Annotated in this window: 21 protein-coding genes; all 21 read right to left on the reverse strand. The window is 50.2% G+C overall.

Annotated features, from left to right (window positions below):
- Nucleotides 1-343: 343 nt before the first annotated feature.
- Nucleotides 344-643, reverse strand: a complete 300-nt coding sequence (locus K5Q99_RS11910) for a type II toxin-antitoxin system RelE/ParE family toxin (protein ID WP_220776968.1) — start codon at nt 641-643, stop codon at nt 344-346.
- An 8-nt stretch (nt 644-651) separates the two neighbouring features.
- Nucleotides 652-894: a type II toxin-antitoxin system Phd/YefM family antitoxin gene (locus K5Q99_RS11915; RefSeq protein WP_106648377.1), complete on the reverse strand. Its 243-nt coding sequence runs from the start codon at nt 892-894 to the stop codon at nt 652-654.
- A 279-nt stretch (nt 895-1,173) separates the two neighbouring features.
- Nucleotides 1,174-1,917 (reverse strand): hypothetical protein, encoded by a 744-nt coding sequence (locus tag K5Q99_RS11920; protein ID WP_220776969.1) that lies wholly within the window; start codon nt 1,915-1,917, stop codon nt 1,174-1,176.
- Nucleotides 1,918-1,945: 28 nt separating this feature from the next.
- Complete coding sequence (locus tag K5Q99_RS11925; RefSeq protein ID WP_220776970.1) at nt 1,946-3,205, reverse strand: beta-ketoacyl-ACP synthase; 1,260 nt, start codon at nt 3,203-3,205, stop codon at nt 1,946-1,948.
- Nucleotides 3,206-3,931, reverse strand: coding sequence for a 3-ketoacyl-ACP reductase FabG2 (locus tag K5Q99_RS11930; RefSeq protein ID WP_220776971.1), 726 nt, complete (start codon nt 3,929-3,931; stop codon nt 3,206-3,208).
- A gap of 111 nt (nt 3,932-4,042) precedes the next feature.
- A complete protein-coding gene (locus tag K5Q99_RS11935) occupies nt 4,043-4,576 on the reverse strand; it encodes a hotdog family protein (protein WP_220776972.1) in 534 nt (177 codons plus the stop codon).
- 4 nt (nt 4,577-4,580) lie between these two features.
- The gene (locus K5Q99_RS11940; protein WP_246604472.1) at nt 4,581-5,780 is read right to left on the reverse strand and encodes a beta-ketoacyl-[acyl-carrier-protein] synthase family protein; all 1,200 of its coding nucleotides are present in this window, start codon (nt 5,778-5,780) and stop codon (nt 4,581-4,583) included.
- 49 nt (nt 5,781-5,829) lie between these two features.
- The gene (locus K5Q99_RS11945; protein WP_220776974.1) at nt 5,830-6,630 is read right to left on the reverse strand and encodes a DUF3261 domain-containing protein; all 801 of its coding nucleotides are present in this window, start codon (nt 6,628-6,630) and stop codon (nt 5,830-5,832) included.
- 4 nt (nt 6,631-6,634) lie between these two features.
- On the reverse strand, nt 6,635-7,924 hold the full coding sequence (locus K5Q99_RS11950; RefSeq protein WP_220776975.1) for an NAD(P)/FAD-dependent oxidoreductase: 1,290 nt from the start codon (nt 7,922-7,924) through the stop codon (nt 6,635-6,637).
- A gap of 23 nt (nt 7,925-7,947) precedes the next feature.
- A complete protein-coding gene (locus tag K5Q99_RS11955; protein ID WP_220776976.1) occupies nt 7,948-10,455 on the reverse strand; it encodes an MMPL family transporter in 2,508 nt (835 codons plus the stop codon).
- Nucleotides 10,456-10,457: 2 nt separating this feature from the next.
- Nucleotides 10,458-11,276 carry an outer membrane lipoprotein carrier protein LolA gene (locus K5Q99_RS11960; RefSeq protein WP_220776977.1) on the reverse strand — a complete coding sequence of 273 codons (819 nt, stop codon included), beginning with the start codon at nt 11,274-11,276 and terminating at the stop codon, nt 10,458-10,460.
- Nucleotides 11,276-11,707, reverse strand: coding sequence for an acyl-CoA thioesterase (locus K5Q99_RS11965; RefSeq protein ID WP_220776978.1), 432 nt, complete (start codon nt 11,705-11,707; stop codon nt 11,276-11,278). The genes K5Q99_RS11960 and K5Q99_RS11965 overlap by 1 nt, the downstream gene beginning before the upstream one ends.
- The gene (locus K5Q99_RS11970; RefSeq protein WP_220776979.1) at nt 11,704-13,278 is read right to left on the reverse strand and encodes an HAL/PAL/TAL family ammonia-lyase; all 1,575 of its coding nucleotides are present in this window, start codon (nt 13,276-13,278) and stop codon (nt 11,704-11,706) included. Before K5Q99_RS11970 ends, K5Q99_RS11965 begins: the two co-directional genes overlap by 4 nt.
- On the reverse strand, nt 13,275-15,134 hold the full coding sequence (locus tag K5Q99_RS11975) for a glycosyltransferase family 2 protein (protein ID WP_220776980.1): 1,860 nt from the start codon (nt 15,132-15,134) through the stop codon (nt 13,275-13,277). The genes K5Q99_RS11970 and K5Q99_RS11975 overlap by 4 nt, the downstream gene beginning before the upstream one ends.
- Nucleotides 15,128-15,532 carry an ApeI family dehydratase gene (locus K5Q99_RS11980; RefSeq protein ID WP_220776981.1) on the reverse strand — a complete coding sequence of 135 codons (405 nt, stop codon included), beginning with the start codon at nt 15,530-15,532 and terminating at the stop codon, nt 15,128-15,130. Before K5Q99_RS11980 ends, K5Q99_RS11975 begins: the two co-directional genes overlap by 7 nt.
- Complete coding sequence (locus tag K5Q99_RS11985) at nt 15,525-16,889, reverse strand: AMP-binding protein (RefSeq protein WP_220776982.1); 1,365 nt, start codon at nt 16,887-16,889, stop codon at nt 15,525-15,527. The genes K5Q99_RS11980 and K5Q99_RS11985 overlap by 8 nt, the downstream gene beginning before the upstream one ends.
- The gene (locus tag K5Q99_RS11990) at nt 16,886-17,434 is read right to left on the reverse strand and encodes a COG4648 family protein (RefSeq protein ID WP_220776983.1); all 549 of its coding nucleotides are present in this window, start codon (nt 17,432-17,434) and stop codon (nt 16,886-16,888) included. Before K5Q99_RS11990 ends, K5Q99_RS11985 begins: the two co-directional genes overlap by 4 nt.
- Nucleotides 17,434-17,682: an acyl carrier protein gene (locus tag K5Q99_RS11995; RefSeq protein WP_011982196.1), complete on the reverse strand. Its 249-nt coding sequence runs from the start codon at nt 17,680-17,682 to the stop codon at nt 17,434-17,436. The genes K5Q99_RS11990 and K5Q99_RS11995 overlap by 1 nt, the downstream gene beginning before the upstream one ends.
- Before the next feature lie 9 nt (nt 17,683-17,691).
- On the reverse strand, nt 17,692-17,946 hold the full coding sequence (locus K5Q99_RS12000; protein ID WP_006079824.1) for a phosphopantetheine-binding protein: 255 nt from the start codon (nt 17,944-17,946) through the stop codon (nt 17,692-17,694).
- Nucleotides 17,930-18,805, reverse strand: a complete 876-nt coding sequence (locus K5Q99_RS12005; RefSeq protein WP_220776984.1) for a lysophospholipid acyltransferase family protein — start codon at nt 18,803-18,805, stop codon at nt 17,930-17,932. Before K5Q99_RS12005 ends, K5Q99_RS12000 begins: the two co-directional genes overlap by 17 nt.
- Entirely contained in the window at nt 18,798-19,532 is a 735-nt protein-coding gene (locus K5Q99_RS12010) for a beta-ketoacyl synthase chain length factor (RefSeq protein ID WP_106648361.1), read from the reverse strand. Before K5Q99_RS12010 ends, K5Q99_RS12005 begins: the two co-directional genes overlap by 8 nt.
- Between the last annotated feature and the right edge of the window lie 230 nt (nt 19,533-19,762).

Consider the following 19,762-nt stretch of genomic DNA (forward strand, 5'->3'; position numbering starts at 1 on the left):
TTGATAGACAGATGTAACTAATTTTTTTCAGAGTATTAATTTGACTCTAGTCTTTTAAGCCAGCAGATTACGCTGATGTTCGAACGGCAAACCATGGTGATTGGCGAGACGACCGTCCGCCCCATGGACGGTGCGGTCGAGCATCCAGGGATGGACTCGCTGCGTGGCGTCGAGCCGGTACCATGGTTGGCCCCACTCTGAACAATATCTATGTTTAACTGCCTCTTCGGCTTCTGTAACTCTCGTTTACCAACTTAGATCCTCTAGGTTTCTTTCACTGTGTCGGTAAGTGAGTGCCATGGCAAGCCTGTGCGGGTGTACCAGTAAACAATCAGGGGTGAGGCTATTTCAGGTGGTTTTGGGGTAGTTGTGGTTGACCTAACAGGGCAACGATAAGGATGAAGTCGTCTTCTTTTGTGAAGTAGGCGGTGTGTTTACCAATAGGAAAGTAGAATCCGTTGGGGTAAATATCGTCGCAGCTTCTGCCTAATCCGGGGTTATCGGCTAACATTTTCAAGCCGGATATTAGGCTTTCTTTGTATTTGTGCCACTGCGACTCAGAAAAGTGTTGAAGGGTGTAGTCTTTAATCTTTAGTAAATGAGTCTGAGCTAACTTACTCAGTTTATAGCGTTTATTTTTCATGTAAGTTGCTACAGGGCGTTAAGAAAATCTTCACCATCAACCACATTGCCCTTCGCTAAATCTTCTTTGGCTGCGTTGAAACAGTGCTTCAAATAGTCGGCTTTCATCGCCTCAAGCTGTTCGAAGTCGTGGATAGACATCACGACAACCGCATCTTTACTGTTTTTGCTGATCTTGATGGGTTCGCGTTGAGCGTTTAGCAGTAACTCACCGAAATTTCGTTTGGCGTCATTGGCTGTTAATGTTTGCACGATTAAGCCCTCTTATTTGGAAATACAGTAGCAGTATAGTGTATTGTGCGAAACGCTCAAAACGATTAAATCGTGCGATATTTTCCGAAAACAAGCGCGTCATAAATTTTTGTCGCCAGTAAAAGGCACAGGCTACAAGATCAACCACGTTGTGCGAGTTCCCTAATCCGCTTACTATTAATTATCCTTTCCGATTCTCAACATTATCCAAGCGAATATAAAAATGGCCGAGGATATGCTCGGCCATTATTTGTTTTATTAAGCGTTAAACGGGCAGGTTTAGTAGAATTTCTTCAGGTAGCTTGCCGCATATTTTTGCAGTTTTCGGTTCGAACTTGTGGTCGCAATATTCTCAATCACGTCGCGGTAATCTGCGTTGCCTGAGCTTGCTAGGGCCTTTGCCATGTTGGCATAGGTATCGATGGCGAGTTTATCATCAGCCATTAAGCGCGGCGTTTTCAATTCGTTACTGAGTACGGCTAGGATAAAATCATCGTACTGACGATCATCCATAATGCGTTTAGCCGCCAGTCGCATTAACTCTAAATCATCGCTGCGTAGTGCATTGGCAAAGGCATTATTTTGCTGACTTTGGTCGGCAGCATATTGGTTTTTATCCCCAAGAATGGTATTCCACTTTTTATATTGCGCTAGATTTTCATTGGCTTGAGATGCGTATTTTTTGAGTTTTTTGTGATAGTTGCCATTCACAATGCTGTTAATGGTTTCGCTGTACTTATCATTGCCTGAATAAGCTAAGCCTTTGACTAACCAAGCACTGTAGTCGATGGCATTTTTTTCAGTGGCTTGGGGCAAAGATGCGAGTAGCTTTGCTTCGAGCACATCGTAAATCGCAGGATCGGATAAGCCTGCAAGGGTTAAGGATTCGATGGCTTGCTTCTGCTTAAATTCGTTGTCGCCCTTAAAGACTTCTTGGTAGGTTTCTACCGTGTATTCTTTGGCAAACAGTGGCGCGGTTAATAAACTGATGCTCAGCAGCATCCCTGCAAACAGTGGTTTCATTGCTATGTCCTTATGTGGGTTTTAGGTGTTATCTAGTCCAGCGTTTAAAAATCAGCGAGGTATTAATGCCGCCAAAGGCGAAATTATTACTCATCACATAATCTGTGTCGATTGGGCGCAGTTCGTTGCGGATATAGTCCAAATCAGCGCACTGTGGGTCGATATTCTCAAGATTGAGCGTTGGCGCAAACCAGCCCGCATTCATCATCTCAATACTTACCCAAGCTTCTAACGCGCCGCATGCACCTAAGGTGTGGCCCGTGTAGCTTTTTAGGGATGAAATCGGCATGTTAGTGCCAAATACCGCGTGAGTCGCGTGACTCTCGGCAATATCACCACGGTCGGTGGCTGTGCCGTGGGCGTTCACATAGCCTATGGCGCTAGGCTCAAGCTGTGCGTCTTTGAGCGCCAACCTGATGGCGATTTCCATGGTATGGGCATTCGGTTGGGTGACGTGTTGACCGTCGGAATTCGTGCCAAAACCGACTAACTCAGCGTAAATCTTGGCGCCGCGTGCCTTGGCGTGTTCTAGCTCTTCGAGCACCAACGTACAAGCCCCTTCGCCAATGACGAGGCCATCACGGCTCGCATCGAAGGGGCGCGGCGTGAGTTCGGGAGTGCTGTTTTTAGTGCTGGTGGCAAATAAGGTATCGAACACGACAGCCTCTGTGGGGCAGAGTTCTTCGCCGCCGCCTGCCAACATTAAGGTTTGCTGACCGTATTTGATGGCTTCATAGGCGTAACCTATGCCTTGGCTACCCGAAGTGCACGCACTGCTGGTGGTGTGAATGCGGCCCTTTAAGCCGAAGAAGACGCCAACGTTCACCGCTGTGGTGTGCGCCATCATGCGGATATAACTCGTGGCGGTGACGCCCGACATATCACCGGTTTTCAACATATCGCCAAAGGCGATGATGGCATCGGTACTGCCAGTGGACGAGCCATAGGCTATACCCATTTCACCCGAGGACACGATAGGATCGTCTAACAATCCCGCATCGATTAATGCAAGTTCACTGGCGCGGGTCGCCATGATGGAAACCCGACCCATAGAACGAATTTTCTTACGCGAATAATGGCTTGGCACTTCAAAGTCGCTAATGGGCGCGGCTAAGCGGGTATTGAGGCCATCGTATTTATCCCATTCGCCCATAGTGACAACACAGTTTTTCTGCGCCTTAAGGCTCGCTGCTATCGCCTCCCAATCATGGCCTAGGGCGGTAATGCCGCCAATGCCAGTGACAACCACTCGTTTCCCTAAGCGGGTTTGATTTGTCGCTTCGCTCATTTAGATCATGCCTCCATTGACCGATATCACTTGGCGAGTAATATAGGCGGCATCGTCAGACATTAAAAATGCGGCTAAGGCGGCGATTTCACTGGGTTTACCCATGCGGCGCATCGGCACTAATTGCTCGACCATATCCTTAGGAATATCAGCCACCATGTCGGTTTCAATCAAGCCGGGAGCGATACAGTTGACGGTAATTTTGCGTTTTGCCAGCTCTAACGACAATGCCTTAGTCGCGCCGATAATACCCGCTTTGGAGGCGCTGTAATTGACTTGGCCACGGTTGCCCGCAATCCCAGAAACTGAGGCTAAGGTGATGATGCGCCCGCCCTTTCTACCTTGTACCATAGGCATGACACAGGGGTGGATAACATTATAAAAGCCGTCCAAGTTGGTATGGATGACGCTGTCCCACTCGCTTTCTGTCATAGCGGGAAAGGCGGTATCGCGGTTGATGCCAGCATTGAGGATCACGCCATAATAGGCACCATTGGCCTCAATGTCGGTTTCAATGGCGGCTCTGACGGTTTCGCGGTCGGCGACATCAAATTTCAGCAGGCTCACATTCACCCCAAGCGCGCGGATTTGCGCGGCAGTGTCATCTGCAGCTGCTTGGTTCCTGTGGTAATGCAGGGCGATATCGAAACCCGCAGCGGCGAGTTTTAGGGCGATGGCTTTACCAATACCGCGGCTCGAACCTGTGACTAATACTCTGTTATTCATCTGTTTTCTCCACCCCATTTTATCGTTATGTGTCGGTATGGGGTTTCATGTATTTATGGTAAAAAGGTCGCTTGTTAAGGCGCTTTAATGCTTTTTATCTACACCATAGCTTTAGTGCCCAAGGCTTCTATTTGCCGCGTCTTGATTGCCTGCAAGGTAGGCTTGTGTGTCCTGAGGCTGGAACACATTCACATTGGCTTGGGCCACTAAGCTCTTTTCTAGCTCAGTGCCGGCTTCGGGCAGCAGATAAATTTGGCAATCGAATACCGCTAATCCCGATTCCTCCTGATAGAGGCGGCTGACTTGGGTGCGATAGGTGCGCCCGAGCTCATATTGCTTTGCATACAAGGTTAATTTGCGCGATCCCAATAGAAACCCGACGCGGATTTTATCATTGCGAAGCTTTGCCTCAACCCCTGCAAGGGCGGCAATACTTTGGGCCATATATTCGATACCCACATAATTGGGTACGGCTTGATATTTATCATCGAAATAAGGGCTCTTGGCCGTGATAGTGACTTCGGTCTCTAGGTTATCACGGCGATAGCCAATGACTTTATCGAGCAAAATCATCGGTGCCCTATGGGGGATAAAGTCGGCAATATCTTGTTCGGCAAAGGGTTGGTTAATTTTAAGTAACTGCATGGTACTAGGCCTCGTTACGGCAAAAAATCAGGCTGGCATTACTGCCGCCAAAGGCGAAGGAATTGCTCATCACATAATTAAGCGCGCCCTTAGCGGCGACTTGATGGCGCTCGACCAATGCAATGTGCGGATCCTGTGGATCGACTTGTCCGTCCCATTCATGGGGCGGCAGGGCTTGGCGGTGATTATGTGCTGAAAGTAATAAATAACAGAAGGCGGCTTCAATGGAGCCAGCGGCACCTAAGGTATGGCCGACTAAGGGCTTGGTCGAGCTACAAGGGGGCGTGTTCACGCCAAACACCTCAACCACGGCGCGGCTTTCCATCGCATCATTTTTAGGCGTGGCTGTACCGTGTAAGTTTATGTAACCAATGTCTTTTGCTGCAATGTGTGCATCTTGCAACGCCGCGTGCATGGCAGCGATGGCGCCTGCGCCTTCGGGATGTGGCGCCGACATATGGTGCGCATCGCTCGACTCGCCAATACCCGCTAGCATGACCTCTGACTCGCCCAACGTTAGGACGAAAAGCGCCGCGCCTTCGCCGATATTGATGCCATCACGGTTGATACTAAAAGGATTGCAGTGGCCTTTCGAGACAGATTCTAAGGCATTAAAACCATTGACTGTGAGTTGGCATAAACTGTCGACACCGCCGACAATCACAACATCACAGAGATTCGCCTGTAATAGGCGTTTGGCACTGGCAAACACTTTGGCGCTGGATGAGCAGGCGGTTGAAATTGTGTAGCAAGGGCCATCTAGCTCAAAATATTGGCGTAAAAAGTCGCTGGTGCTGCCGAGCTCCTGCTGGAAATAGTGGTAATCCGCCGGAAAGTGGCCGTGTTGATTGCGATAGCTTAGGGCCGCTTCACCTTTAGATATGCCAGAGGTGCTGGTGCCTAACACAACGCCAATGCGGGCATGACCCAAATCCCGTTTCGCTTTTTCAACTGTGGCGGCAATTTGCAGTGCGGCGCACAGCAGTAACTGGTTGTTACGGCAGTCGAACTGGATGAGCTTTGCAGGAATGGTTGGTAGCGCAGCCGTCACGGGTGCAACTAAGGTTGGGTGCTCGAACAGGAGTGTGTCACTGCGCTGCATCGCGCTGGTATCGCCTGCGATCAGGCGGTCTAAAACCTGCTGGGGATCTTGCCCTAGCGGGGTACACAGTCCAATTTGTGTAATGGCGACTCTGTTCATCATAGCGTATCGTTTTTTTACCATGGCACAGTGAAGTGCGGGTGTTAAAAGGTTAAATAGGTTCGATTTCTAGCTCAAACTTGGCCTGTGGCATAGTTAGGCTGATGTGGGCTTGCCATAGGGCATCGCCGACATCTTGTTGATAACGGATTTGCACCACATGGGTTTGCAGGGCGCTTTTACTGATCAAGGTATCTTGGCTATAGATCTGGCGACAGGGGATTGTATTCATTCGGGTGCCTATAAGCGTATCGCCCTGATTTCCCTCAACCGTATCGCAAAGACCAGTCACTAAATGGCCACCTTCCAAATGGGCGCGAATACTCTGCTCAGGCCAATAGATCAGTTGCATCATCGCCATTAAATACTCGGCTTTAAAATTGTCACCCAGCAGCACACTTTGCTCACTGCTGAGTGTATTCCCATCATAAACCAAGGTAAACAACGCCTGTCCGAGTGGCGCTAAACCCACGAGCGTCATGCGCTCGCCCTCTAACTCCAATTGAGTGAGCAGTTCGTGGGACTCTTTCCCCACTTTAATACTGACTTTTTGGCTAAAGGACTGGGGTGAAGATACGCCTGTGTTGCTGTCGGTTTGCTGACTCGCCATGATGGCGGGCTTAGTTGTAGGCTCAGTCGTGGGCTTGGTCGTGGACTTTATCCTTGGCTGAGTCAACGGCTTATCGGTCGCGGGAGCAAAATCATGGGGCAATGGTGCCAAACAATAACGCATATCCTTAGCGAGCCCGACACAGGTCTGCCTGAACAGCAGTTCACTACAGCCCGTTAGCCCAAGGCTTGCGAGCAATAGCGCGGGGATGATTAGCCATTTAGCGTTAAGGTTTAGCTGCATGCGATTAGACCTCTGCGAATGCTGGAGTGGCGGCTGGATTTCGGCACAGTTCGACTATCATATTCAGGCGGCGCTCCGAGTCTTTAACAAAGGGATTATTCGTATCCCAAGCATAGCCCGCCAGAATAGAACAAATCATCTGCTTGATACGCTCGTTCGGTTCCTCATAGAAGATCACATCCTGAAAGCGGCCATCATACCAAGCTTGCACATAGGTGCGGAAGGCATTCACGCCCTGCATCAAAGGCGTTGAGTAATCGGCTTGCCAGTCAACCGTTTCGCCATTGAGTTGTTTCGTCACACACTTTGCCGCCATCGATGCCGATTGCATGGCGATAGTCACACCGGAGGAAAACACAGGATCGAGGAACTCGCCTGCATTACCCAATAGCGCGAACTTGTCGGTCGCAAGGCGTGACACATTGGCAGAATAACCTTTGAGCGTGGCGCATTCCTGCACCACTTTCGCATTGGCCAGCAGGGCTTTTAGCCCTGGTTCTTCATTGACTATGCTCATCAATTGTTGCTCAAGGGAACCTTGTAAACGCTCAAGTAACTGCGGCTCAGCCACCACGCCGAGCGAACAACGGCCATTGCTAAAGGGAATGAGCCAGTACCAAATGTCCTTATGTTCAGGGTGGACGCTGATCAAAATCTTATTACGATCAAAGTTAGCATCGCTGATGTTGTCTTCCACATGGGTAAAGATGGCGCTGCGCGGAGGCAGGCAAGACGGACTTTCTAAGTTGAGCAAGCGGGGTAACACGCGCCCAAACCCGCTGGCATCGAGCACATAATGGGCATTGATTTGATAAAGCTCGCCCTGTTCATTGCGCACAGTTAAGCGTGGGGTCTCGGTTAAATCGATCGCCTCGACTGTTTCGCCATAGCGGATGTCGACCCCTTGGCTTTGGGCGGTATCGGCTAACAGTTTATCGAAACTGGCGCGCTGCACTTGAAACGTGGTGCCCGGCCCTGGGGTAAATTTATCGGTAAAATCGAAGGTAGTATAAGTGCCATTGCGACGAAAGGCGGCGCCATTTTTATGCTGGAATCCGGCAGCATTGAGCGCATCTAACATGCCTGCTTCTTCGATGAATTGCATGCAGCAGGGCAGTAAACTTTCGCCGATGGAGAAGCGAGGAAAATGCTGTTTCTCTAACACCAGCACACGCTTACCTTGCTGGTGTAGCAGGCTAGCGGCGATGGCACCTGAAGGCCCTGCGCCGATAATGGCCACATCGATATCGAGTGAATTTGGCATAGTTGATAAATCGTGAACGGGTGTAGACATGTAAAGTACGTTCCTTGTAGTCATCAGGACTTTTTAGTCGTTAGAAGCGGATTGTTGGTTAAAGCCTGTGTTGTAGTCAAAATCAACGGCGAAAGTAAAAAGGTAAACCCTATGCCCAGCGACAGGGTTAAGCCAAAGTAATGAATCGCTTGGGTCTGGCTAAAGGCAAGTAAACCAAAGGCCAATAGGGTCGAGCAGGCGGACATAAACACCGCCATCATCACGGCCTTGCCGTGGTTCTGGGCTGAGGCAAAAAACAAGCTGTAGTCTATGCCAATCCCGAAAACTAAAATGAGCGCCAGTGCATGGAACAGACTCAGTGGTGAGCCCGTTAAGCCTAAGGTTGCGAGCGTGAGCAAGGCCGCAAGGGCTGGCACGGCAACCACAACCGCCGCTTTTTTAATGCCGAAATTCAGGCTAAACAGCAAGAGTGCGATGCTAAGAGCAAGGGCTAACAGCTTTAGGGTTAACAGTCGGTAATGGCCCATGACGGCGGAAATGTCCGCGACTTTATCGATAAGTTGTACGCTTTCATCATGGGCAAAACGCGCCTTAAGGGCATCGATTTGCTGAATGCCACCAAGGAGGACTATTGCACCCTGATCTGCTCCATGCTCAGCGCCATGTTCCGCGCTCACCCCACCATCATTTAGCGCGCCTTTGCTGACTGGACTGTTAGCCTCATTCGGCGCTAGCCACAGCGGTGCAAGTTGCTTGCCAGCCTCTAGGGTAAAGAATGCTGCCGGCGTGATGTACTCTGTTTTCGCGGCCAAATAGGCGGCTTTCAGCTCTGGCTTTAGATTTTCATCCAACCCAAGGCTTGCGAGTACAGTATCTAGCTGAGTTTGATAGATTTCGCCCTGTAAGCGGTAAGCCGTGTCTTGCCTTTGCTGGCTGGGCAGATAACGGCTGAGGCTGACGTAGTTGCCTAACTCTTGGTTAGCAATAGCGGCATCGAGCAGTGGCGACACTCGCTCAAGCTGTTGTAGTAGCGCTTCTTCACTCGCGGCACGCACTAATAAGAATTGATTATCTGTGCCGCCGCTGAGTAACTGGCGTAGCTTATTTTCAGGTTCAGTCACGCTTGCGGGGCTTTGCTGCAAATGGCGAATATCGTCATCGACGGTTAACTTTGATACGCCAATCAGACACCAAACAACTATCACTAAAGCAAATAGGCCCATGCCTAACGGCGTGGTCAATTTGTTGGATAACTTAGTTAAATTAGCAAGGTAAGTCCCCGCGAATGCTAATGGGCGGGAGCCTTCAGGCAAGCGACTGCCCGCTAACAGCGGATAGGCGAGAATGAGGGTGAGATAGGCCCCAAGCAGCCCCGCGGCGCAGAAAATCGCCACTTGCTGCATGCCGGGAAACGGCGCTAACCCTATGCCGACATAAGCTAAAGCGCTGGTGATAAAGGCGAGCGTCACCGTTGGGAAGATATACGCGACCGTGGCCTTCGCACTGCGTTCGCTATCGCTTAGGCGCTCGCAGTAAAAATGAAAACTGTAGTCGATGGCAATGCCAATCAAGCTAGTGCCAAACACTAAGGTGAGTAAATGCAGCTCGCCAAACACACTTAAGGTAAAAGTCACGGCCAGCAAGAGCCCGCTGGAAATAGTGACGATTGCCAGCAGTAGTGGCATTACAGAGCGAAATGCCAACCAGACTAAGGCTATCACCCCAAGTAAGGATGCAAGACCAAGGATAGATATTTCACTCTTAGCCGTTTGCGTTGCCGCAATCGCGTGAAACAGAGCGCCAGCCTTAAGCACATTGATATCGGGATAGCTTTGTTTAACAGCATCCAAGGCCGCTGTTAATGCCGTCATCTGCGCTAATTGCGCATTGGGATTAAAAGCGCTTTCTCGCCCCTTTGCCATGACGACCGCGGCAACATTATCGCCTTGATTCGCCAGCAGTATCCCTTGGCTGGCTCTGACTTTTGAACTCGGCGCGAGGGCGAGTAAATTGGCTGGGAATAACAGCAGCGGATCTTGGGCAAGCAAGTTGCTATTGGCATAACCAAAAGCGTTGTAAAGCTGCGCTGTGGCCGCTTCAATTAGATTTCCAATGTCTTTCGTTGCTAACGCCTCAGCTTGTGGCGCTGTCAGTAATTTAAATCTGTGGGGGAAATAATATTGCCCCAAGGCTTCACCTAGCTGCATATCGGCGCTGCGAATCTCTGTGAGTGCAGCATTTTTGCCAGTAGCAACAAGGTCAGCTTCAAGCTTTTGCATCAACAGCTTAGCCGCTGCTATTGCCGTGGTTTCGTCCTTGGTGACGAGCGCAATATAGACTTGGTCAGCGAGCGTGGCTTCAACTTGGTTAAGGGCGCGCTCTGTGAGTTTATCTTGCTGTAAATGCGGTAGCATGGCGAGGATATCGCTCTGCACCCGTGCGCCGTTTTGCCAGAGTTGCAGCGTCCACAGACTGGCAGATAGCATCAATAGCAACCAAATGGCGAGGCGCCACTTGGGGGAAGATTGCATTAGCGCTTGACTGGCGCGCACGGCGAAGTGGGAGGCCATGGTTAAGGTTTATTCGCCTCGAGCGCTAACGCATACTGCGCCAATTCGGTTTCGCTGAGTGTGCCTTGGGAAAGCGCACTAAAGTCGATGCGGGTCATATCCTGCGGGCTCACACTCGGCGCGGCGCTCAGCAGCACTAAGGATTGCAAGGTATCGCCACCCTCTAACACCATATTGGCGATGGCTTTTTTCATTAAGGGATCTTTGGGCGTTAGGCCCAATTGCCATTGGCTGCCTGGACTCAAGTTCTCTGGGCTTAACTTTTCTGCGTTTAACTTGTCTGTGCTGAGGAAGTGCAGCTCGAAGTTCTCACTTAAACCGGAAATATCACCGCCGAGCATAGCGCGCACTAGGCTGGGCAATAAATCCCCCATAGCGGCGGCGCTTGCCGAGGCATCGGCCTTGCTGACTTGGACTCGACCTTGGCTATCGCGCTGAATAAGTTGCTTATCTTTTAAAATCAGCAGGGATTCGAAGGGTTTTATCTGTTGCCAAATCAGCCCTTGCTCTTTGTCGAAGATAAACTGACCTTGGCTGATTAACGGCTTTTTGAGAACCTTTAACTGCCGAGATTGCACAAACTGACCTCGCACCGTTTCGCCCAAGTTAAGTTTTTGGCTTAAGGCGACAAGCTGCTCAGCATCGGCACTTTGGCTAAAGAGTGCTTGATAAGCGCTGGGCGTGGCAAGCTTGTCACTTAAGGTTTCAGCCTTGAGTGGCAGGCTGCTTATCAAAGCAAAAGCTAAGCAGAGAAATAATGCACACTTTGTCAGCACAGGATTCTTCGTCAGCGCAGAACTCTTGGTGAGTACTGAGTTCATTAGTCTTCCACCTTGGCAAGCAGGGTGGCGATTTTGTTACGGAACACGTCTGGGGTAACAAAGCACAATTCTTGGGTGCTCATATCGACCGCCGCCTGAATGGTATAGCCCTTAGTGATGCGGGCACCGGTTTCAACATCGCGAATTTGATAATTGATCTTTAAGCGGTTTTCCCACTCGACTAACTCGGCACGCACTGTGATTTTTTGCTCAAAGGTGCTGGCTTTAACGTACTTAATCTGCAAATCGACAATCGGCCAGGCATAGTTAGATGCCTGCATTTGGCGGTAGTTATAGCCCAGCTCATCGAGCAGTTTACAGCGAGCTATTTCGAAATAACGCAGGTAATTACCATGCCAAGTGATCCCCATGGAATCCACATCGTGGAAGGGAATTTGCATTTCCATATCGATAGTGAGCAATGATTTCATCGGCACACTTCCCATTCGCCCGCTTGGATTTTAGCTATGGTTTGGCGTAGCACGGCTTCGAGCGGCCTATCTTCAATTAAGGTCTCAAAATCGGCGCGCACTTGGGCGAGGGTTTTCGCCAATGAGGGGGTGAGCGAGGCTTCGTCCAGTTCATTTTGGGCGATACGCAAACCAATACCTTGGGTCATGGCGAGCAAGGCTGCGGCGGCCACTTGTTCGGTTAATTGCAGCACGCGCATGCAGTCACGGGCGGCGATAGTGCCCATGCTGACTTTGTCTTGATTGTGGCATTCGGTCGAACGTGAGAACACGCTGGCGGGCATAGTGTGCTTGAGTGCTTCTGCCGTCCATGCCGATACGCCAATTTGCACCGCTTTAAAGCCATGATTAATCGCGCGGCGCGCTCCGGTTGAGCCGGATAAGTTCGCAGGTAAGCCATTGTTAAACTTAGGGTCCATCACGAGTGCCATTTGGCGATCGATAAGATCGGCCAAGTTGGCCACAGTATTCTTCAGTGAATCCATCGCAAAGGCGATATGGCCGCCGTAGAAATGGCCACCGTGGAGAATGTGCTCGCCTTCGCCGTCGACAATCGGGTTGTCGTTGGCGCTGTTGACTTCGGTTTCGATAAACTGACGCATAAACGGCAGGGCATCCTGCAACACGCCGATAATGTGCGGTGCGCAGCGGATGGAATATCTGTCCTGCAGCCTGTCAGAATTACGTGGATGTTCGTGGTGATTCAAATCTTCCCGTATCCAAGTGGCGATTTGGTTTTGCCCGGGATGCGGTTTGGCGGCAAATAAGATTTCATCAAAATGGTTCGAGTTGCCTTTTAACGTTAACGAAGCCATGGCGGTAATGCGGCTACTTAAGCGGGCAAGATATTGGGCGCGATCGAAGGCTAAACAGGCCAAGGCCGTCATCACGGCGGTGCCGTTCATCAGGGCTAAGCCTTCTTTTGGGCGCAGCACGTGCGGGGTGATGTTGAGTTTAGCGTACACATCTTTTGTCGCTTGGCGCTCACCTTGGTAAATCACTTCGCGCTCGCCGACTAATACGGCGGCCAAATACGATAGCGGCGTTAAATCACCACTGGCGCCGACCGAACCTTCCTCTGGGATGACTGGCACTATGTTGAGATTGAGCAAGGTTTCGATGCGCTTTAATAGCTCATAGGTCACGCCAGATTTGCCAATGGCTAAGGAGTTTAAACGGCAAGCCATCACAGCGCGGGCCTGCATTATGCTTAAGGTCTCGCCTAAACCGCAGCCGTGGAAGCGGGTTAAATGCAGTGGTAATTCGTGGACCAGATCTAAACTCACATTGACTGTGCAAGAGTCGCCATAACCTGTGGTTACGCCATAGACCACGCCTTCTTCGTGCAGCAGGCTATCGATAAAGCGCGCACCTTTTTGGATATATTCTTGATAATCCGCATCGTCACAGAGCTTGACTGGCGCGCCCTTGGCGACGGCAACCACTTGTTCTAAGGTGAGAAATTGACGGCCAAACTCAACAGTCTGTAGGTCTGATTGACTCTCGGAGTCGGCTGCTTGGGTGTGGCTCATGAATGCTGTGTCCTGTCTGTCTTATGATCCTGCTCTGGGATCGGCGATGATGCTGAAGTTGTCGGTAACGGATTAGGCTGTACTAACTGCGATAGAGCGCGTTGGAACTCGCTGTCTTTGCGCCAAAAATCAAAAAAGTTAAACCATTGCAAAGGCTCGCGTCTGGCAAAGTATTCTAAACGTTCGCTGTAGCGGTTCACGGCCTGCTGTAATCTGTCCATTCTGCCCGCTCTTGGGCCTTTCAGTGTTTCGGCGAAGCGTTCTAAATGCACCCGATAACGACCCTGTTCCCGCAGGCAAAACATTAAAAATACGGGACAATCGAGTAAGCCCGCCAAAATAAACGGCCCCTGTGGAAACGCGGCATCTTGGCCCATAAATGGTGCATACATGACGCGACCTTGGGTATTGGATGAGGTTCTATCCCCCGCAATTACCACCAGTTCACCGTCTTCTATCTTTTGCTGCAACAGCATAGACGTTGCAGGATTCAGCTCAGTCACTTGAATGAGATTGAGCGTGCTATCTGGGTTTAACTGCTTGAGTACCTTATTGAAATTTTCAGCATGGCTCGTTAACACCATGACGTTGACTTTGACTTTGCGCTGGTGGATGGAAATGGCGCGGCAGAGTTCTAAATTACCAAGGTGCGATACCAATAACACCGCGCCTTTGCCGCTTTCGAGCTGGTCGGCCAGCACTTGGCGATCGGGGAAATCCACTTGGCTCAATTGAATACGATCGCACCAGGCATCGATTCTATCGAGCGCCGCATTGCCAAAGGCTAAAAAGTGATTCAGGCTATCACGCCAGCCTACGGGCCGATTGAGCTTAGGGTGTTGCGGCTCAAGTTTTTGCACGCGGCGCAGAAAATCTAACGAGGCTTCGCGGGTGACTTTGCCTGTGAGGAAAAAATAGCAAATCACTGGATACATAATGGCGCGGCATAACCAATGGCCGCCAAAGCGATAGCTCTCGGCTAACAGTTTGATGCCCCAGTAACTGCCGCGCTCCTTCATGCCAGACCAATGGGTGGTTGCAGTTGTTTGTGGCTTCGATGAGGTCTCTGAAATATAGGCTTGCTGCTGCGATTGTTTGCGTTTCAGCAGCCAGGGGAGGCGTTTGAGCATGCCGAAAAATAACTTAGTGTGCAGCTTAGTGATGCGCACATTATCGGCCACAGCTTGAAAGTGACTGACGCCGCCTTCGGGATAAATCACCTTAGTCGGTTGGAATAAAATCTCCACCCCTTGCCAGTAGAGTTTGACTAGGATTTCGATATCAAAATCCATTCGCTCGGTTAAGGCTTGCTGGTAGAGTAATCGTTCGGTGGCGGCCAGCGGATAAACGCGAAAGCCACACATAGAATCTTGAATATCAAAGCTTAAGGTTTCGACCCATACCCAAAAATGGGTTAAGTAGCGTCCATAAAGCCTGCCCTTAGGCACGGATTCATCGTACTCAGGTTTACCCGAAATCAGCGCATCGGGTTTAGCCTGTGCCCTTGCTAACATAGCCGGAATATCGGCGAGATTATGTTGGCCATCAGCATCGACCTGCAGCGCATGACTAAAGCCATCGCGGTAGGCACGGCGCAGCCCTGTCATCACGGCGGCGCCCTTACCACGATTGTACGGATGCAGCAGCAGCGTCACCCAAGGATAGGTTTGGGCTAAGGATTGCAGTAGATAACGAGTTTCATCATTGCTGCCATCATCAATCAAATAACAGGGCAGATTAAATTGGGCGAGTTCGGCCAAGGTCTGGGCAATCGCGGCGCTGTGATTGTAATTGGGGATCACTAAGGCGAGCTTAATAGGCGCCGACTCAACAAGGTCGCTGGGTGGCGTTAACACTGGCTCGCTCCGTTATTGTTGACATCGGAAGACTGATTGACCAATGGCGAGGTATCAAAGGCTATACGGCCCGACGCGTAGCGGTTGTCACCATCGCTATAGGCGAAAGTGAGTTTTGCCTTAGCGGCATTATTGCTAATGCTTAAGGTGACTTCTTGCCCCGGCAGTATGAGTTGCTGAAACTTAAGCACTTCTAAGTTAGCAACCGCCTCTGAATAACCAAAATATTGGCAGCCTAAACGCACCGCCCAATCTAATTGCGTCACGCCCGGCAACACGGCCTGTTCGGGGAAATGCCCCTTAAAATAGTCAAGGTCAGCCGCCACTAACAGACGTAATTCAATGTTATCAATGCCGATATCGGAATGCAGGATCGGCGGTAAACTCGATTTAATCATGATCAAATAACTCGACTAACTGGGCAGTGACACGCTTACCCTGAGTGTTAAGCGGCAAAATATCGGGATAACGCCAGCGGCGTGGCAGGGTGACGCGCTCAAATTGGGTCAGTAAATGTGCTTTTAACGCATTGTTGATACTGAGTTTTCCCTGCTCTTGATGCACGCTGCGGCCAAGTGCGGAGAGGGTCACGACCGCGCCCAGTTGGGATTTAAACTGCGGCAATACGACAAGTGCGGCTTGCTCAACATAGGCGTGACTGCCTAACAGCGTTTCCATTTGCGCCAGTGACAGGCGTTTTTCTTCAATCTTAACGATGCGATCGAGTCGGCCCTTGAGTCTAAACTGGCCATTTTCGGTCGGTTCGATTTTATCTTCGCAGCGCAACCATTCATCATCGGCCAAATAGGGCGATTTCAGCAGCAGGGCGCCGTCGCTCGGATCTTGATCTATTGAAATGCGGTCAAACACTTGCCAAGGTTCATCGGCCTCATGTTGACGGCGATAGGCGATGCCGCCGGTTTCTGTGCTACCAAAAATTTCGATGGGCAGGTGACCATAGCACTGGTTGACACCCTTGGCCGCGGCATAACTTAATGGCCCACCAGAGCTAAATACTAGGCTCGGTGAGCGCAGTTGCCGCTCGTGCTCTAGCGCTTTAGGTAGGCGCGATAATTGGGCAGGACTACTGATCAAACACAGGTTTGGCAGTAAGGCAGTGTAATAACTTAGGGTTTCTGGGTATTCAATCTGCTCGCTTAAAAACGGTCGACTGGCGGCGAGCGGCCACAAAATCTTGAATAACAGACCATAAATATGCTGGTGAGAAACCGTTGAAACCACACTGCAATGGGGCAAATGCTCTGCAAAGGTCTGTTCGAGCACTGACACTTCGACATCTAACTGCCTGAGTGTTTTACGGATAGCCTTAGGTTCGCCGCTGCTGCCGGAGGTAAAGAGCACTAACTCGCCGATAGCCGCGCTCGCGGGCCAAGGTTTACTCGGTAGGCTCAGCTCTTTTTTTAGCAGCACAAAAGCCTGACTTTCACACAATGGCTTGTCCGATAATATGCCTTCAAACTGGTGGGTTAACTCGCTCAAGGTGCCGGTTTGGGTGTTGGGAGGCAGGATAATTTCCTTGCCTGCTAACAGTGCGGCACATAATCCGACGGCAAACAGATCGCTGGTATCACTGGCGAGCAGCCATTTTTTCTCGGGCGCGGCGAGCAGTTGCTCGTAAAAATACGCCACCTGATTGGTAAATAATGCACCTGTGACTATGTCGTGGTGATTAAAGCTGATCAGTTGTTGGGCATAGGGCCCTTGGGTTAACCAGTTTTTGAGTAGCTGTGTCATGTTTTCTTCAACCAAAAGCTGCGATATAACCACTCCCCACCGAGGAGCAGTCCCATGAGTACGTATGCAATCAAACCGTTATACAAGGTCCAGGTTGCTAAGCTAGTAAAGCCAGCGGTATAAGCCGCCATAGTGCCATTGAAGATAAATAAGCCGCACCAAAGTAGGGTGACTTTTTTAAGATATGGAATGGCTTCGTCCGGTAAATCGGGTTCTTTCAAGCGGGCTAAACGCTCGATCATGCATGGGCCAGTGTGCAGTGAATAACTGAACAGCGCCAGCATAGTCAGATTTATCACCACAGGGTAATACAAAAGCCAGTCGCTGCGCTTGGCAAGATAACTGCCTGCGGTGAGCGCTATCCCCACCAACAGCGGCAGTATTAACGTCTTAACCCTTTGCTTTTGTAGCATTAACCGAACTATCAGCAATAAACACAACACGAGTGCTATGGTGCTAGCTGGCAAATAATTCAGCCCTAAATATACGGCAACCGGATAGGCTAGCAAGGTTAGGGCGGTTAACACCTGTAGCAAGGCGCGCATTAGTCTTTAACTAAACCTTCGATGGCATTCACCACATCGTTGACTGTGCGAACGGATTTAAATTCATCGGGTTGGATCTTTTTACCTGTCATTTGTTGCAGCTTTATCACTAAGTCGACGGCATCAATACTGTCGAGATCGAGCTCTTCATACAGGTTGGCTTCAGGCGTAATTGCCTCAGCCTCAATTTCGAATTCGTCCACTAAAATAGTGGTCAGCATGGCGAGGATTTGTTCACGATTTTGCATATTCCTCTCCTATGGACGCTGGGATTCGATAAAGCTAGCTAAGCTGGCAACACTGTGGAAATGGGCCTTAGTGGCATCCGAGTTCGCTTCGATTTTAACATCAAATTTTTTCTTGATGGCTAAGCCGAGTTCGAGGGCGTCGATAGAATCTAAGCCTAGACCTTCGCCAAAGAGCGGTGCATCGGTTTCAATATCATCAATACTGACGTCTTCAAGATCGAGGCAGTCGATGATTAACTGCTTTATTTCATTGTTTAAGTTCATAATTATTTTCGAGTTGTTGTTTATAGTAGTGTTCAAGATCCCGCGTCAGCTGCCGGGCCATTTTTGCATGCTCACCTAAAGCCGCTTGGTACTTCTGGTAAGAAACTGTTGTGCCGATTTCAACGGCCATCCCCATGGTTTGCCTTGGGATCTCATACCAAGGTTGCTCCTTTGTCAAACCACGCACATTGGTACGCAGCACCACAGGTAAAATATCGGCTTCTGTCCTTAAGGCAATATTGGCGGCGCCGCGGGCAAAGTCGTTAATGGTCGCGCCGACAACCGTGCGTGTGCCCTCGGGGAAGATAATTAAATTGGTGCCCCTAGCGAGCACTTCACGGCAATCCTCTAGCATGAGTTCGGCGCCGCGATTGGGGATATAACCCGCGCAGGACACCACACCACGCAAAAATGGATTACGCCATAAACCTTGTTTGACTATGCAGCCCGCATTGGGCATGAGGCTTATCAACACGACGACATCCACTAAGCTGGGATGATTGGCGATAACGATAACGCCTTTTGCGTCGTGCAATTGTTGTGCTCTGTGGGTGCTAACGTGGATCACGCCCGCCCAAGTGAGCATGGCGACAAAGCCTTTGAACATCAGATGCACAGCCTTTTGGACTCGAATAATCCGCGCCTCGGGTGTGCCTGGCCAAAAACGCAGCAAAGGCAAAATGGTCAAGGAGCTTAATAAGCCGCCTAAGCCAAAGGCGATATAACAACTCACGCCGCCGAGCCAACGTGGCAGATAATTCAGCCCTGCGCGGCGAGTTTCCGGCGGGGTATAAGCGGCATTGTGCATTGAATCTTCATGGCTATTGGCAGCGTCATGGCTGTGGGTTGTATCAAACATGCTCAAGCTTCCAATGCCATTGGGATAAGCAGCCTGAAATATTTTGCGTTGTCGCTAGGGCGTGAATAAAAGCGCCATAGGTCAAAGGGTTTAATGCTGTCGACTCACAGATGCGGCTGACAGTGAGCTTGACTGAAGCGGGCGCATCGAAGGGCGCGAGCTGTAAGCCGAGGGCCAAAGGCAATTCAAATTCTTGGGTAAACTCATCGTACACAGGTGGCACGGGATCATCACCGAACACTAACAGCAAGGGTTCTGGCGATTGGTGTAACTGGGCGAAGGCTTCAACCATAGCTTGTGACAGGGTTTCGGTACCTGCTGCAACTGAGGTCGATGGCGCGGTATTGGCTGCCACTATGCCAAAAATGCCACTAGCGGTATTGTGTACTGACTGACTAAAACCTAAGGGCGATAAGGGCTGTTTGGCGATAATGTCTTCGAGCAGTCCTATGGTGCGTTGCAACTCACCATGGCGTGAGGCAAAAATTGAGCGGCAGTTCGCCGGCATATCGCACTGAAAACTCACCTCTAACATCATCTTAGTTAAGCGACTAAAACGGCGGCGCTGCATGGCAGGAAGGTGTTTGAGTGCGGGAGCTGTGCTATCAGACTGTGACGTACCGAGATTTAATTCAGCCGAATTCTTGCACCAAGTTTGCCAACTTTGCGGGTGCTGATATTGGGGAGACCAAGCGCCCCAAGAGAGAATGCTGAATGTTAGTTGCACTACTTTGCCTCGACACTAAATTTAAGCTGTCTTAGTTATCCCTAACTAAGTTAGAACATTGATGGATTGTCATACCATAGTGAGGTGTAAACGCGTTTGATGAATGACGCTGGAATGACCTCTACAGCGGGGTCATTCTACACTATGCCCCGCGTTTTTATGAAGCCATTTGCATTGTATGGGTTAATGCAATGGGATCAAGTGCTGCGATTTTCGGCAGTTAGATCGAA

The organism is Shewanella hafniensis, assembly GCF_019655335.1.
GTDB lineage: Bacteria > Pseudomonadota > Gammaproteobacteria > Enterobacterales > Shewanellaceae > Shewanella > Shewanella hafniensis.